The sequence below is a fragment of the Phytoactinopolyspora halotolerans genome (assembly GCF_010550675.1).
GTDB lineage: Bacteria > Actinomycetota > Actinomycetes > Jiangellales > Jiangellaceae > Phytoactinopolyspora > Phytoactinopolyspora halotolerans.
This window is the reverse complement of record NZ_JAAGOA010000017.1, coordinates 1-16,213: the sequence shown is the minus strand read 5'-3', so window position 1 is coordinate 16,213 and position 16,213 is coordinate 1. Positions and strand designations below refer to the sequence as shown.

The 16,213-nt window shown below is 70.0% G+C and carries 11 protein-coding genes; all 11 read right to left on the bottom strand.

The features are described from left to right. Window positions 1-8: 8 nt before the first annotated feature. Window positions 9-1,133 (bottom strand): o-succinylbenzoate synthase, encoded by a 1,125-nt coding sequence (menC, locus tag G1H10_RS21580; protein WP_174264565.1) that lies wholly within the window; start codon window positions 1,131-1,133, stop codon window positions 9-11. Further along, the gene (locus G1H10_RS21575; RefSeq protein WP_216853529.1) at window positions 1,130-2,077 is read right to left on the bottom strand and encodes a hypothetical protein; all 948 of its coding nucleotides are present in this window, start codon (window positions 2,075-2,077) and stop codon (window positions 1,130-1,132) included. Before G1H10_RS21575 ends, menC begins: the two co-directional genes overlap by 4 nt. After that, window positions 2,074-3,198 (bottom strand): M20 family metallopeptidase, encoded by a 1,125-nt coding sequence (locus G1H10_RS21570; protein ID WP_216853528.1) that lies wholly within the window; start codon window positions 3,196-3,198, stop codon window positions 2,074-2,076. Before G1H10_RS21570 ends, G1H10_RS21575 begins: the two co-directional genes overlap by 4 nt. 166 nt (window positions 3,199-3,364) lie before the next feature. Beyond that, entirely contained in the window at window positions 3,365-6,793 is a 3,429-nt protein-coding gene (locus tag G1H10_RS21565; protein WP_163741634.1) for a serine hydrolase, read from the bottom strand. Then, window positions 6,790-7,932, bottom strand: coding sequence for an ABC transporter ATP-binding protein (locus G1H10_RS21560; RefSeq protein WP_216853527.1), 1,143 nt, complete (start codon window positions 7,930-7,932; stop codon window positions 6,790-6,792). Before G1H10_RS21560 ends, G1H10_RS21565 begins: the two co-directional genes overlap by 4 nt. Then, window positions 7,929-9,827 (bottom strand): dipeptide/oligopeptide/nickel ABC transporter permease/ATP-binding protein, encoded by a 1,899-nt coding sequence (locus G1H10_RS21555; protein ID WP_216853526.1) that lies wholly within the window; start codon window positions 9,825-9,827, stop codon window positions 7,929-7,931. Before G1H10_RS21555 ends, G1H10_RS21560 begins: the two co-directional genes overlap by 4 nt. 1 nt (window position 9,828) lies before the next feature. Continuing rightward, on the bottom strand, window positions 9,829-10,845 hold the full coding sequence (locus G1H10_RS21550) for an ABC transporter permease (RefSeq protein WP_163741632.1): 1,017 nt from the start codon (window positions 10,843-10,845) through the stop codon (window positions 9,829-9,831). Continuing rightward, window positions 10,842-12,479 (bottom strand): ABC transporter substrate-binding protein, encoded by a 1,638-nt coding sequence (locus G1H10_RS21545; protein ID WP_163741630.1) that lies wholly within the window; start codon window positions 12,477-12,479, stop codon window positions 10,842-10,844. The genes G1H10_RS21550 and G1H10_RS21545 overlap by 4 nt, the downstream gene beginning before the upstream one ends. A 242-nt stretch (window positions 12,480-12,721) precedes the next feature. Further along, window positions 12,722-13,936 carry a metal-dependent hydrolase family protein gene (locus G1H10_RS21540; RefSeq protein ID WP_163741628.1) on the bottom strand — a complete coding sequence of 405 codons (1,215 nt, stop codon included), beginning with the start codon at window positions 13,934-13,936 and terminating at the stop codon, window positions 12,722-12,724. A gap of 6 nt (window positions 13,937-13,942) precedes the next feature. Continuing rightward, window positions 13,943-15,502, bottom strand: a complete 1,560-nt coding sequence (locus tag G1H10_RS21535) for an N-acyl-D-amino-acid deacylase family protein (RefSeq protein ID WP_163741626.1) — start codon at window positions 15,500-15,502, stop codon at window positions 13,943-13,945. A 128-nt stretch (window positions 15,503-15,630) separates the two neighbouring features. Next, on the bottom strand, window positions 15,631-16,213 hold a 583-nt coding region (locus G1H10_RS21530; protein ID WP_163741624.1), incomplete at its 5' end, for a ClpB D2-like domain containing protein.

Sequence of the window (16,213 nt, the reverse complement as noted above, 5' to 3'; positions counted from 1 at the left end):
GCAGCATCTTACGAACCCAGGTCGCCGGCTCCCAGCCATTGCGAACTCGTGGTCCGGGCACGCAGCACGTCGGCCACCGGCTCGATACCGATCCCGGGGCCGGACGGCACCTCGACGTGCCCGTCCGGGCCGAGCACGAACGGCTCGGTGATGTCCTGTGCGTAGTACCGGTCCGACGCCGACGTGTCACCCGGCAGGCTGAACCCGGGCAGTGCGGCCAGCGCCACGTTCGCCGCCCGCCCGATCCCGGTCTCCAGCATCCCGCCGCACCAGACCGGGATCCCGTGCGCCTGGCACAGGTCATGGATCCGGCGCGCCTCCAGGTATCCGCCGACGCGGCCCGGCTTGATGTTGATCACCCGGGTAGCCCGCAGGGCGATCGCGTCCGCGGCCACCTTGGCCGACACGATCGACTCGTCCAGGCAGATCGGGGTGCGGACCAGCCGGGCCAGCTCGGCGTGCTGTCGCAGGTCGTCCTCGGCCAACGGCTGCTCGATCAGCAGCAGGTCGAAGGCGTCCAGGCGAGCCAGGGTGGCGGCGTCCGCCAGCGTGTAGGCGGCGTTCGCATCCACCTGAAGCAGCAGCTCATCCCCGAACCGCTCCCGGACCGCCCGCACCGGTTCGACGTCCCAGCCGGGCTCGATCTTCAGCTTGATCCGCAGATACCCCTGCGCCAGGTAGCCGTCGACGGCATCCAGCAACCGCGGAATGGTGTCCATGATCCCGACGGACACCCCGGCCGGCACCCGGTCGCGCACCGCCCCGAGGTGGGCGCCGAAGGACTCGCCCCGCTCCCGCAGCCACGCGTCCAGAACGGCGGTCTCCAACGCCGCTTTCGCCATCCGGTGCCCCTTCATCGGCTCCAGCAGGTCGCACACCTGGTGCGGGTGGAGCTCTCCGGCCGCCAGCAGCCGCGGCGCCAGGAACCGGCGGATCACGTCGGCGGCGCCGTCCACGTACTCGGACGAGTACAGCGGCTCGCTCATCGCGACGCATTCACCCCAGCCATGGGCGTCCGGCGTCACCGCCCGCACCATCAGCACGTCTCGTTCATGCTCGACGCCGAACGACGTCCGGAACGGCGCCACCAGCGGCATGGCGACCCGGATCAGTTCGAACCCGGTGAGTTTCACGACGGCCTCCTGGCGTGTCTCGGTCTGTGCACCGCGTACCAGCCCGCTCTGGAGAACCCGGTCACCTGCGCGTCGTCGTCGAGCAGCTCGCCGAGGACGTCCCGGAGGGCGAACCGCCATCGGCGCGCGGTCTCCGGATCCGAGCGCCGGAGCGCCTCCACGTCCGGTGGTGTGCGGACCAGGACGGTGGCCGCGTCGCGCCGGACCGCCGCGGGTGCCGTCGCCGGCCCGCCCGTGCCGTCCTCGGACAGGCCGATGACGGCGCCGTCCGCCTGCAGGCGCGCCTGATCCAGCTCGGACCGGTCGCCGGAACACGTCCGCACGACGACGTCAGCGGTGAGGTCCCATGCCACGAGCAGCCGATCGGTGCCTTGACCGGCGTTGATGGCGTCATCGATCTGGCCGTAGAAGTCGACGAGGTACTCCCGTGGGCGGGCGCCGAGCTTGACCAGGTTGAAGTACGCGTTACGCCGGATCAACGGATCGAAGGTCCAGGTGATCTCGGCAAGGCCCCGTTCCAGGGCCCACGCCCGCTGGTGCAGCTTGAGCGCGAAGCCCACGCTGCGGCCCTGCGCCTCTCCGGCCACCCCGGCGATATGCGAATGCAGGCCGACGCCCGGCGGCGCAGCGAAGAAGCCGACACACGCTCCCACCAGCCGGCCGTCGTCGAACGCACCGGCCAGATAGTTCCCGGCGTGGCTCAACGCCCGTAACTGCTCGATGTTGACCAGCGGACTGTTGCCGTCCGGCCGCCAGATCCGGTCGAACAGATCGACGACGCTGGTCAGCTCGACAAGTTCGTGCAGGACCCGTACCTCTACCCCCGACCGTTCCGCCGCCCGGTGCGCCGACTCGGCGGCCTGAGCCACGACGGACGTGGAGATCCCGGCTCCCGGCTCCAGCCGTACCGCGTCGACGGTGGCCGGCCTCGATCCGTCGCTCATCGCTGCACGCTCCGTTCCTTCTGTAGCCTCACGACCAGGTCCGCCAGGAGCGCTGCGCGCAGCGGCATCTCCGCCACCCGCACGTGCTCGCCGGGGGCATGCGCTCCCCCGCCGACAGCGCCCAGGCCGTCCAGTGTCGGCGTTCCCACCCCGGCGGCGATGTTGCCGTCCGAGGCACCGCCGACGTGCGCCCCTCCCAGCGGCGGCATCCCATGCGCGGCGGCCAGCTCCTCGGCCAGCCGGTACAGCTCGGCTGACGCCGCAGCCTCCAGGGGCGGGTGGCTGGGACCGGACATGACCTCCAGCCGCGCCCCCGGCAGTCGCGGCGCCAGCGCGTGGATCGCGGTGTCGACCCGGCGCGCTTCCGCCCCGGTGGGCACACGCACGTCGACCCGGACCGAGGCCTCGGCCGGCACGGTGTTCATGGTGGTGCCGCCGGCGACGACGGTCGGCGTGACCGTGGCGCCGCCCGCGGATCCGCCGTCGAGGGCGGTGAGCGCGAGAATCTGGTGCGCCAGCTCGACCGAGGCGTTGACCCCGTTCCACGGCTCCAGTCCGGCGTGCGCCGCGCGGCCGTGTACCCGCAGCTCGTACTGGGCGATGCCGTTCCGCGACGTCTTCAGCGCGCCGCCGTCCGCGCTGCCTTCGAGGACGAGGGCCGCAGCCACCCGGCGCGACTCCTCCTCGATCAGCCGGCGCGACGTCGGCGCACCGAGTTCCTCATCGCCGGTGATCAGGACGGTGACACCGTCGAGCGACGACAGCGACGCCAGTGCGTGGAACAACTGCACCAGGCCGGCCTTCATGTCGAAGCAGCCCGGCCCGTAGGCCACGCCGTCCTGGACCCGCCAAGGATGGTCCGCCAACGAACCGATCGGCCACACCGTGTCCTGGTGGCCGAGCAGCAGTACCCGGTCACCCTCGCCGAAGCTCCACCGCAGGTGAGTGCAGCCGTCCAGAATCAGCCGCTCTGGCGCGGCACCGGTCAGCCGGCAACCTAGCTCCGCGACGACGTCGGCGCCGCGAGCCACCGCCGTCAGGTCCGACGACGGCGACTCGCACCCGACCAGGGAGCCGAGGTCGGCCACCATCGCCTCGAGGTCCGGTCGGTCTGTGCTCATCATCTCTGGCCGCGCTCGACTTCTCGCTCGCTCCACGGACGGCTCCGCTCGCTCGGCGTCTCGCCGCTCATGTTTTCTAGTCGCGCTCGACTTCTCGCTCGCTCCACGGACGCCTCCGCTCGTTCCTCGCTCCGCCGTCCACTCCACTCGCTCGGCGTCTCGCCGCTCATGCGGACTTGGGGGTGGCCCGAGCGCCGAGGTGCATGTACGGCGTGCCGTCGTCCAGCGCGTAGAAGGTGACCGGCATCCAGGTCTCCGCGCCGGGGAACCGTACCAGATACAGGTTCTCCCGTACCGGCACCAGATCGAGCTCCTTCACCTCGCGTTCCAGGCCGGCCAGATCATGCGTGTCGGTCAGCCGCAGCCGCGGCCCTTCGTCGCCCTGCCAGACGTCCATGCGCACGCTGGTGCGTTCGTACGTGCCCACATGCGGCGTGATGTCAGCGTCCACCCGTTCGTCCGGCGGGACCAGCGGCGTCGCCATCTCCACCCCGGCGACCTCCCGGAACACCTCGCGAATGAGTGTCTCGTACAGGTCTCGGGTGGCACCCCCGTTGGCCAGCAAGGTGACGGCCATGTTCTGCTCGGGCAAGATCCGCAGGAACGCCGACTGGCCGATGGTGTTGCCGTCATGGCCGACCAGCCGGGTGCCGTTCCAGTCCAGCCGGAACCAGCCCAAACCCCACGAGTCGGCGAGGGTGTACGGGTCGGGCAGCCGCACTTCGTCGGCCTGCATCGCCGCGGTGGACTCGTCCGAGAGCACCCGCGTGCCGTCCGCCGCCGCCCCACCGGACAGGTGCATCCGGGCGAAGGTGAGCACGTCGCCGACGGTCGACGCGATCAACCCGGCCGGCCCCGCGGACCGGGGCAACACCCACACCGGGGCCCGGCGCGGCTCCTCGTCGCCCTCGTGGACGTGGCCCACCGCCGTCCGGTACAGCAGCGCATCATCCGGCAACGTCACCGTGTGGCCGAGGCCCAGCGGCGTGAACAGCAGCTCCTTCATCGCCGCGTCCCACACCTGGCCGGTGAGTTTCTCGATCACCCGTCCCGCCGTCGTGAAGCCGGCGTTGCAGTAGGACCAGGTCGCCCCGAGCGGATGGTTCAGCCGCAGACCGGCCAGCGCCTCGACGTAGCGCTCCAGGCACTCGTCGCCACGTCCGGAGTCGAAGAAGAAGTCGCCGTCGATGCCGCTGGTATGGGTCAGCAGGTGGCGCATGGTAACCCGTCGGGTCACGTCGTCGTCGGCGAGCGCGAACTCCGGCAGATACGTCACCACCGGTTCGTCGATGTCCAGCTTGCCCGCATCCGCCAGCGCCATGACGACCGTCGCCGTCCACACCTTGGTGATCGAACCGATTTGGAAGAGCGTGTCGGTGGTGACCTCCACGCCGGTGTCCACGTTGGTGACGCCGTACGCTGCCTCGAGCGTTTCCTCGCCGCGGCCGATGCCCAGCGCGGCACCGGGCACGTTGTACTTCTTCGCCAGCTCGGCGAGGCGCCGTTCCCAGTGTTCCTGGTCGAGTGCGGTGCTGGTCATGGGCCTCTCCTTCGTGGTGGTCTGTGTCGTGGTCTCGGTGGTGTGCCGGGTGATCCAGTCGACGATGCGGCGTGCGTAGTCCAGCCGGTGTGACGGCCTGCCGTCGAGGATGAACAGGTGCGACGCTCCGGGATAGAGGACGAGCTGGGACGGTACGCCACGAGCCCGCAGCGCGCCGTACCACTGCTCGGCCTGGCCGCGTGGGCAGCGGTCGTCGGCCAGGCCGTGCAGGATCAGGGTGGGTGTCGTCACCTTCGCGACGTTGACGAACGGCGACTGGGCGGCACACCGCTCCGGGTCCTCGAACGGCAACGCCGTCTCCAGCTTCACCAGCAGGTGCCCCATGTCCGACGTGCCCGCCATGCTGGCCAGATCGGATACCACTCCGCCCGCGACGGCCGCGGCGAACCGGCCGGTACGCCCGGTCAGCCAGCAGGTCATGTACCCGCCGTAGCTGTAGCCGCAGAGGGCCAGCCGCGCCGGGTCGGCGGCGCCGTCGGCCACCAGTTCATCGACGGGGTCCAGGAAGTCGCGCTCGTCGGCCAGCCCCCAGGCGCCGACGGCGGCGGTGAAGAAGTCCTCGCCATAGCCGTCGCTGCCGCGCGGATTGAGGAGCAGAACGGTCCAGCCGCGGGCGGCCAGCAGCTGGTGATACACATGGCCGCGGTCCGGCACCGGGCTCCACGCGTTGTGCGGGCCGCCGTGCACGTCGACCAGGAGCGGAGCGGGCGTCGGCGCGTCCGGATCGCGGATCAACCAGCCGTGGACGTCGGTGCCGTCGGAAACGGTGAAGACCCGCTCTTCGGGCACGAACAGCTCGACGTCGGCGACGGCGTGATCGGTCGCGATCGTCTCCTCACCGGTGTCCAGATCGACCGCCGCGACCTCACCGTACGAATCCGGCGACGCGACCACCACGGCGGCGGACCCGCCGGCGGCGCCCGCCACCGTGAGTCCCGACACCACACGGTCGCCTCCGCCGACGACGAGGCGCGGCTCGCCTCCGTCGGCGTCGACGGCATACGCATGAGTGCAGCCACGATTCCGGGCACAGAAGACGATACGAGAGCCGTCGGCGGTGAACTGCGGCAGCCCGCCCGGGTAGCCGGGGCCGCCGGGCATCACGTTGCGGTCGAAGCCCGCGGTGAGGTCGACGGTCTCACCGCCGTCGAGCGGTACCCGCAGCAGCCGATCATGCCCGATGCCGACCTCGCGACGGCCGACCACGAGCACAGCGTCGCCGCCCGGAAACCAGGTTACCGGGCCGGCGAGGCCGTGCGGGTCCCCCACGACGCGCCAGACCGGCTCGGTGGCGTCGTCGCCCAGATCTGCGACGTAGACGGCCGCCTCGGCGGTGAGGTCGGCGTCCGGCGCCATCGCGGCGGAGAACGCCAGCCGCCCTCCGTCCGGCGACCACGCCGGGGAGCTCGCGTGCCAGTCTCCGGAGGTGACCTGCCGTACGGCGCCGGTTCCATCGCCGCTGCCGTTGCTGTTTCCGTCGCCGGTGCCGACGCCTGTGTCGACGTCGACGTCGACGACGAACACGTGCGTGCGCAGGCCGCGCAGCAGGCCCGCTCCGTCGGCCTGGTAACCGAGCCGGTCGATGACGATCGGCGCGGTGGACCGGCGCTGCCGTGCCGCGTCGTCCTCACCGGCCAGGGCGTACGTATCGACGGCCGCGGCGAAGGCTATCCGAGTCCCGTCGGGACTCCACACCGGAGCGCCGGCTCCTGCCGGGAGCGACGTCAGGCGTTCGGCCTCACCGCCGTGGACGGGCAGCACCCACAGCTGGGCCGGCCCGTCGTCCGCGCGCAGGAACGCGACGTGCGTACCGTCCGGAGACCACGCGGGCGACGAGTCAGCCGGGCCGCGCGTCAGCCGCCGCGGCGGGGCGTCACCCGTGGAAGGCACCGCCCACAGCGCCGAGCGGTTCTCGTCAGCCTCGCGGTCGGCCGAGGTGAGCACATAGACCACGGTGGATCCATCCGGCGAGATCGCCGGCTGCGCCGGGACCTCCAGCCGGAACAGGTCGTCCGCAGTCAGTCGACGGGTCATCGAGTCGGCACCTCCCGAACCTGGTTTCCGGCACTGCTCGCGTCTTCGCTTCCGGCACCGCCCACACGTCCGCCTCCGGCACCATTCACACGTCCGCCTCCGGCACCATCCACATGTTCGCCTCCGGCACCATCCACATGTTCGCCTCCGGCACCATCCACATGTTCGCCTCCGGCACCATTCACATGTTCGCCTCCGGCGAAGTGACACGCGGCGCGGTGCGGCCGGGAGACCGCGTCGATGTGCGGATCCTGCTCAGCGCAGATCGTGCGGTCGGTGACGACCAGCGGGCCGATCGGGCAACGGCGATGGAACCGGCACCCCGGCGGCGGGTCATGCGGGGACGGCGGTTCCTCGTCGAGGATCTCGTTGTCGGCCGGGACGGCGTCATCGAGCGAGGCGCCCAGCCGCGGCGCGGCATCCAGCAGCGTCCTGGTGTACGGATGCTGCGGAGCGCTCAGCACGTCAGCGGCCGGGCCGACCTCCACGATCCGCCCCAGATACATCACGGCGATCAGGTCACTCACGTACCGCACCACGGCGAGATTGTGCGAGATGAACAGGATGCTCAGGCCTAGACGTCGTTGCAGGTCGCGGATCAGGTTCAGCACCGCGCCCTGGACGGACACGTCCAGCGCCGAGGTGACCTCGTCGGCGAGGATCACCTCCGGGTCGGCTGCCAGGGCGCGGGCCAGCGCCACCCGCTGGCGCTGCCCGCCGGACAGACCGGACGGCAGTTCGGTGGCTCGTGCCGGGTCCAGGTCCACCAGCTCCAGCAGTCGGGCTACCTCGGAGCGGCGCGCCGCCCGGCCCCGGCGGCCCGGCAGGGCCTCGGCGATCGAGTCGCCGACCGTCATCCTCGGGTCCAGCGACGAGTAGGGGTCCTGGAAGACCATCTGCAGCCGACGGCGGTCCCGGGCACGCCTCATCACGACGTCGTCCAGGAGGATCTCACCGCCGGCCGTGGGAACCAGACCGACCGCGGCCTTGGCCAGAGTCGACTTCCCCGACCCGGATTCGCCCACCAGCCCGACGACGGTACCCGCCGGGACGGCGAGGTCCACGCCGTCGACGGCGTTGATGGCGCCATGACCGGAGCCGAACCGGACGGTGACGTCCCGAAACACCAACTCCCTCATATCCGGTCTCCCGTCTCCGCCGCGGCCGTCACAGGCACCGGTTCCTGCCGTGGATGCCAGCACGCCGCCCGCTGACGGGCACCCACCACGGCGAGTTCCGGCGCCTCGGCGCATCGCTCGTCGGCGAATGTGCATCTCGGCGCGAAGGCGCAGCCACCGGGCCGCGCACCCGGATCCGGCGGCCGCCCGGGGATGGTGGCCAGCGGCCGCTCCCGGTCCGTGGTCATGTCCGGTACCGACCCGAACAGCGTACGGGTGTACGGATGGGCCGCCGACGCCAGCTGGTCCACCGGCAGCTCCTCCACGATCCGTCCGGCGTACATGACGACGATGCGCTGACACATCTGCGACACCACAGCGATGTCGTGCGAGATCAGCACCACTGCCGCGCCCGAGTCGCGCTGGACGTCGCGGAGCAGACGCAGCACCTGCCGCTGCACCGTCACGTCCAGCGCGGTGGTCGGTTCGTCGGCGATGATCAGCGAGGGAGTGCTCATCAACCCCATACCGATCATGGCCCGCTGGCGCATTCCACCGGAGAACTCGTGCGGGTACTGTCGCGCACGCCGCTCAGGTACCGGGATGTGCACCTTCCGCAGCCGGTCGACCGCACGCTCCAGTGCCTCCTCGCGGCTGTGCCCCTCATGGGTACGAGTGACCTCGGCAAGCTGCGCGCCCACCCGCATCGACGGGTTGAACGAGGTCATGGGGTCCTGGAAGACCATCGCCAGCGAGGTGCCGAGAAGCCGGCCGACCTCGGCGTCGGAGCGGCCGAGCAACGGCTCGCCGGCGAACTCCAGCCGGGTGGCCGACACCGCCGCGTTCTCCGGCGTCAGCCTGGCCAGAGCCAGGGCGGTCAGGCTCTTCCCGGACCCCGACTCGCCGACGATGCCCACCGTCTCTCCGCGCCGAACGGTCAGGCTCACTCCGTCCACCGGACGGGTCCAGCCGTCGCCGGCGGCGGGGAAGGCGACGCGAAGGTCCTCGGCCACCAGCACCGCGTCGTCGTCACCCGCCGACTCGGCGCGGGCGACGGGAACAGGCGCAGCATCCAGCGTCCGGAACATGCCCGTCCGGATCCCTACCACCTGCGCGATCGCCTCTCCCATCAGGGTGAACGCCAGACCGGCCAGGACGACGGCCACCCCCGGCGCCAGTGCCGCCGCGGGATTGAGATAGATCCGGTCCAGCCCTTCCCCGAGCAACCGGCCCCAGTCGTACGACGGTGGCTGCACACCGAGGCCGAGGAAGGACAGGCCCGCGAAGGCGAGCAGCGCGGTACCGGCCATCACCGTGGCGTTGACCACCAGCGGCTCACCGATGTTCGGCAACAGGTGCCGGACCACCAGCCGCAGCCGGCTCACACCGGCCACGCGTGCGGCAGAGACGTAGTCCCGGCCCGCCACGGACGCGACATTGGTCTGCACGAGCCGGGCGAACGACGGGGCGCCGGCGGCTCCGATCGCGAGGACCGCACCGTGTGAGCCGATGCCGAATACCACCGCGAAGACCAGCGCCAGCAGCAGCGCCGGGAAGGCGACCGCCAGGTTGACCACGGCCACCACCAACCGGCCGGTCCGCCGCCCGAGCACCGCGGGCAGCACCCCCAGGATGATGCCGATCACCACCGAGATCGACGTGGCCATCAGGGCGAGGCCGAGCGAGAACCGGGTGGCCACCAGGACCCGCAGTGCGATATCCCGGCCCAGCGCGTCGGTACCGAGCAGGTGTTCCGAGCTGGACCCCTGCGACAGGGCGGCCGGCTCGGTTTCCTCGGCCGCATCGCCCCAGATCATGGGCGCGATGACGGCCAGCACGGCGAACGCCGCCAACAATGTGGCGGCTACCGCGCCCACCGGGCTGCGCATTGCGCTGCGCCAGTGTTCCAGTCGCATCTCACGCCTCCCGGATGGTGGAGCGCGGGTCGACGACGGCAAGCATGAGATCGACCAGCAGGTTCACCAGCAGTACCGCCACCCCGTAGACCAGAACGATGCCCTGGACCAGGGGGTAGTCCTTGGACAGGATCGACTGGACGATGGTCATGCCCATTCCGGGCCAGGCGAAGACGTTCTCCACCAGCACCGTTCCCACGATCATCGCGCTGAGCAATAGCCCGCCGATGGTCAACGTCGAGGTGAGGGCGTTGGGAAACACGTGCCGCAGGTACACCCGCCAGTGCGGCAGCCGTTTGGCGCGCGCCGTGCGGACGAAGTCCTGCTCCAGGACGCTCAGCGCCTCGACCCGCACGATGCGCGCCATCAGCAGCGCCGGGCCGAGCGAGAGCGCGAGCACCGGCAGGATGTAGGACGACAGGCCATCCCGCCCGGCGACCGGAAGCCAACCGAGCGTCACGCCGAAGACGAAGACCAGCCCGACGGCAAGCAGGAATTCCGGGATGGCGGCGACCACGGCGCTGGTGGAGGTGAATCCGAGCTCGGTTCCACGCCGCCGGCCGCCCCGGGTGAGCACCGCCATGCACAGGCCGAGCGGGATCGAGACGATCATGACGACGGTGAACGCGCCGGCCGCGAGGCCGGCCGACGCCGGCAGGCGCTGCCCGATCGTCTCCGAAACAGCGACGCCCGAGGTCATCGAGACCCCGAGATCACCGCTGAACAAGGCCTTCACGTAGTTCACGTACTGCACGACGATCGGGTCGTTGAGACCGAGGCTCTCCTGCCTGGCCGCGACCAGCTCCGGGGGCGCACTGATCCCGAGAGCCGCGCGCACCGGATCGCCGGGAATCAGGTGGATCATCAGAAACGCGAGCGTGACCAGGAACGCCACCGACACGAGCAGCCGTCCCAGCCTCCTGGCGAGAAAGACGACCCACGGGTTCCGCACCCAGCTGACGCGGCCGAGGGCGGCCTCGCCCCTCGCCGTGGTGAGTGGCGCGGATGCTGTCGTCATTGCGCCTGCAGCCTGATGGTCGGGGCTACCAGTCCGTCACCGCCGCGCTCGACCGTGAGACCGTTCAGGAAGGTCGGGATGACCTCGTCGGCGAAGAGCACCACATCGCGCGCCTCGAGTAGTGCTTCCTCGGCCTCTTGCCATTTCTCGCAGCTCTCGGCACCGGGAATGGCCATCGCCTCGCCGACCGCGGCCGTATAGTCCTCGTTCTGCAGATGCGCCAGGTTGACTCCGCCGTCGGCCGGCGTGGGTCCGGACACGAACGGCACCAGCTGGCTGGGGAGCCGCAGGTTGATCGGGAGCAGCGCGGCGTCCCATTCACCGGTACCGAACACGACCTCGTTGTATTCGGTCGGTGGCATACCCCGCGCGGTGGTGGCGACCCCGATCTCGTTCCATTTCTGAGCGATCAGCTCCGCGGCCGCGGCCGTGCTGTCGCCGCGGGTGCTGTTGTAGATCAGCTGCACCGAGAGTTCGGAGCCGTCCTTCGTCCGCGTTCCGCCTGATCCCGTTGCCCACCCGGCCGCGTCGAGCGCTGCGGCAGCCGCCTCCGGATCCGCTGCGGGCAGGTGGCCGGCGACGGCGTCGTAGTCACACGCCGCCGGCTGTATGGCAGCGGCCATCCGGGACATCTCGCCGTAGCCGCCCGTGATCACCGACATCAGCTCAGTGAAGTCCAGAGCTTGGGCGAGTGCCGCCCGCACCTCGGGGTCCTGCCCGGGCCGCCCGTCGGCCTGATTGAAGAAGAGCTCCCCCACCACGCCACGCATGGAGACCTGCTCGTACTGACCCTCCAGCCGCTGCCGGTCGGGGCCGACCGCCTCGACGGCATCGAGCTCACCGGAGAGGAAGAGGTTGACGGCGGTCGACTCGTTCGCGATCACCCGCAGCGTGATCGTCTTGGCGGTCCCGGGTTCGGAGGCCGCGACGCCGCCCGGGCCCCAGGTGTAGTCGTCGCGGCGTTCGAAGGTGTAGTGGTCGTCGGCCACGGCTTCGGTCAGCTCGTACATGCCGGTGCCGATGCCCTCCCGTTCGAGCAACGAGGGGTCGTCCAGCCCGGCCCGGCAGGCGATGAAGAGTTCGCCGGTACTGTGCAGCAGGAACGGGTCGGGCTCGTCGACGGCGAGCGTCACCGTCCGGGCGTCGTCGTCGAACGAGACATCGATCTCCGCTGGAACCAGAGCGCCACGGACCGGTGATTCGTTGGCCTCGTCGGTGACGAACTCGAAGTTGGCGGCGACGTCGCCGGCCGTCAACGGTGACCCGTCGGAGCACGTCACACCCTCGGACAGGGTGTAGGTGACCGAGTCGGGCTGGACGTCCCAAGATTCGGCCAGCCACGGGAGTTCCTCGCCGGCCTGGCTGAAGTACACGAGCTTGTCGTACATGTACGCATCGACGGTGCGGGTCGCCGACAGGACCGTCAGATGCGGATGCAGGTTTCCGGGGTCTGCCGTGACGGAGGTCGTGAACGTCCCGTCCACGGCGAGTTCCGCACCAGCGCCCGTGCTTCCGTCACCACCACCGCCGCCGTCGTCGCCGCCGGTGGCGCTGTCCGCACCGCAGGCCGCGACGAGCAGCGTCAGTGCCGTAAGGGCGGATCCGGCGGCCGCGTGCTTTGGTCTGATGCGCATGACAACTCCTTCGAGGGCCGGCGTTCTGGTAAGCGTGGCCTGGATCACGTTCGCAGTCTTTGGCCGGATGAACGAGTTGGCCCCAGAGAATTTGTCGCATCTACCTAACGGTCATCTCGCCGTCGGTGAGGTGATCCCGGTTCCACCTGGAGCCGGGGCGGGGCGGCGCCGCTGGTTCAGCACGTCGGCTCGGCGCATCATCGTGTGGCTCACGGTTGATGATGACGGGAGGGCGGCGCGGTTCAGCGCACTCGGCGACCGTCCTTGTACACCGCGGAGATGTTCGACTTGAGGGCTGCCACGTCGAAAGGATCACCGTCCACCAGCACCAGGTCGGCGCGCTTTCCCGGCTCGATGGTGCCCAGCTCGCGATCGACGCCGAGCAGCTCGGCGGCGGTACGTGTCGCCGCCACCAGCACCTCGTCCGGTTTCATGCCGGCACCCGTCATCAGCGCGAGCTCCGTCAGATTGTCTCCGTGCCGTCCCACGCCACTGTCGGTGCCCATCGCGATCCGCACACCCGCGGCGACGGCCTTGGCGAACGACTCCCGATGCACCGTGACGACCTCGTGCGCCTTCGCCACGACGACGTCGGGCAGAGCTGCCCCCGCCGCTGCCGCATCGATCACCGCTTGCGGGGCGGACAACGTCGGCACCAGAAACGTGCCGGCATCGAGCATCATGTCGATGGCCTCGTCGTCGAGGTAGATGCCGTGCTCGATCGACCGGATGCCGGCGCGGATGGCGTTCTTGATGCCGGCGGCTCCTTGGGCATGGGCCATCACCGAGATGCCCGCCGCCGACGCCTCGGCCACGCAGACACCCAGCTCATCCGCGCCGAAATGCGCATGACGAGGATCGTCCCGAGGGGACACCACCCCACCCGAGGTGCAGATCTTGATCACGTCCGCGCCGGCACGCACGAGTTCGCGTACCTTACGCCGCATCTCGTCCGGGCCGTCCACGATCGGATCCGGGCGCCCCGGATGCGGCGGGAAGAGCGACGCGTCGATCCCGCTGGGCTGCCAGCCGTCGGTATGGCCGCCGGTCTGCCCCAGGATGGAGATCGCGGTCTTCATCCTGGGCCCCTCGATCAATCCGTCCTCCACCGCCTGCTTGACTCCGAGGTCGGCTCCTCCGGCGTCGCGCACCGTGGTGATCCCGCAGTCAAGCATCGCGGCCAAGTGGCCGATCGCCAGGTAGAACGCGTACGAGAACGGGCGCTGCAGGTGTGCCATCAGGTCCACGCTGTCGACCATCACATGGACGTGACAGTCCATCAGCCCGGGCAGGATGGCACGGCCGGTCGCGTCCACCGCCACGTCACCGTCCAGGCCGGCGCCGACGGCCACGATGCGGCCGCCTTCGATGACGACGTCTGCCGCCACCGGTGCCGCGCGTGATCCGTCGAACACCTCGCCACCGACGAACACCGTCCGTGTCCCGCGTTCTGGCATTCCTCGTCAGCCCCTCAGTACCTGCCCTGCCCGCGCTCCGGTGAACTTCCCGTCGTCGACCACCACCTCGCCGCCGAGCATCACCGTGTGCACACCCTCGACCGGCACGTCGGGCCGCACGTACGTGCCCGCGTGGCCGATCCGGTCCGGGTCGAAGACGGTGACATCGGCGTGTGCACCGGGCACGACGACGCCGCGTCCGGCGAGGCCGAACTGGCGAGCCGTCAGGGATGTCGCCTTGCGCAACGCCTCTTCCCAGGTGAGCAGCTGTTCCTCACGGACGTAGGTGCCGAGGAAACGGGGGAAGCAGCCATACGTACGAGGATGTTGCAGCCCGAGCGGCGGGCCGTTGTCCGAACCGATCCCCACCAGAGGGCTGGACATGATCCGCCGGACGTCCTCCTCGGCCATCATCTCCAGGACGATCATGGCGGCTGGGTCGCCGGTGAGCAGCGTACATAAGGTATCGAAGGGGTCGCTCCCGTCGGCCACGTCGGCGATCGTCCGCCCGACGACTCCGGGATCCTTGTGTTCGGTGATGATGATCTTCGACGGTTCGGTGCTCGCCCACATCCCGTCTCCCGGCCGCCCGTGCGCCGCCTGCTCCCGCAGGTCCGCGCGCAGTCCCGGGTCGGTCAGCCGCTCGACCATCGCAGCTGAGCCGCCCACCGTGGCGCGGTTGGGCAGCAGCGCCAGCATCACCGTGCCGCCGGCCAGGTACGGGTACTGGTCACCCACGACGTCCACGCCGTCGAGTCGCGCCCGTTCGATGCGGGCGAGCAGTGCGCCGGCCTTGCCGTGCGCCGCCTTCCCGGCTGCCTTGCAGTGGGAGATCTGCAACCGTAGCCCGCCCGCGCGGGCGACGGCCACGGCCTCGTCGATGGCGTCCTCGACGTACTCGCCTTCGTCCCGCATGTGCGTCGCGTACACCCGGCCGTAGGCGCCGGCGACCTGGGCGATCGCCGCGAGCTCGGAGTATTGCGCGAAGCAGCCCGGCGGGTAGATCAACCCGGTGGAGAAGCCGACGGCGCCGGCGTCGAACGCCTCGGCGGCCTGGCGGCACATCTGAGTGAGGGCGCCAGGGCGCAGCTCGTCGTCGGCACCGTTGGCGGCCAGGCGCAGCGTGTGGTGGCCCACCAGAAACGCCATGTGATTGGTGAGTCCGCGTCCCTCCACCCGGGTGAGGAACTGCGCGAATGACGCCGATACGACGTCGGTTCCGCAGGCGAGCCCTTCATACATCGACTCGACGAGCTGGGCCGAATCTGACGTCACCGGAGCGAAGCTGAACCCGCAGTTACCCGCGATCTCGGCCGTGACGCCCTGCAGCAGCTTGAACGGCTGCGGATCGGGCATGAACGGAACGACGTCGCTGTGCGAATGCGCATCGATGAACCCCGGGGCGACGAACAGACCGGCGCAGTCGATCTCGCGGGCGCCGGCCACGTCCCCGAGGTCGCCGACAGCACCGATCCGGCCGTCCGCAACCAGGACATCGCCGACCGAGCCGGGCGAACCAAGCCCGTCGAACACGGTGCCGCCCCGTAACACCACCGTCTGTGTCATCCGCGCTCCCATCCCGGCCCGGATCCGGTCCGGCTGGGGCAAGAATAGACAGCGCCGCGAGTCTTCCGACTTGTCCCTGGGGCCAAGACGATCGGCTGTGGCTCGTCGGCCTCAACCAACCGCTGACGCTAGGCCGACTTCTCCCGGCGTTCACGGCGGCCCCGATGGGGCGCGTCCCGCGGCACCAAGGTCGGCAACACGTTCTGCAGGACGGTGTCCCTGTCGATGACGACGCGGCCGATGTCCTCCCGGCTCGGCACCTCATACATGACGTCCAGCAGCACTTCTTCCATGACGGCGCGGGTACCTCTAGCCCCGGTACCGCGCATCAGCGCCTGGTCCGCAACCGCCTCGATCGCCTCGGGGGTGAATTCCAGCTCGACGTTGTCGGCGATCTCGAACGTCTTCTTGTACTGCTTGACCAGGGCGTTGCGAGGCTCGGAGATGATCCGGATCAACGCATCCCGATCCAACGGACTCACCGTCGTCAACACCGGCAACCGACCGATGAACTCCGGAATCAACCCATACTTCAACAAATCCTCAGGCATCACCTGAGAAAACACATCCGCCGCATCACGCTCGGACTTAGCACCGATATCCGCCGCGAACCCCAACCCACGCGAACCGACCCGCTGCTGAATGATCTCATCCAACCCAGCAAACGCCCCACCCACAATGAACAACACATTCGTCGTATCGATCTGGATG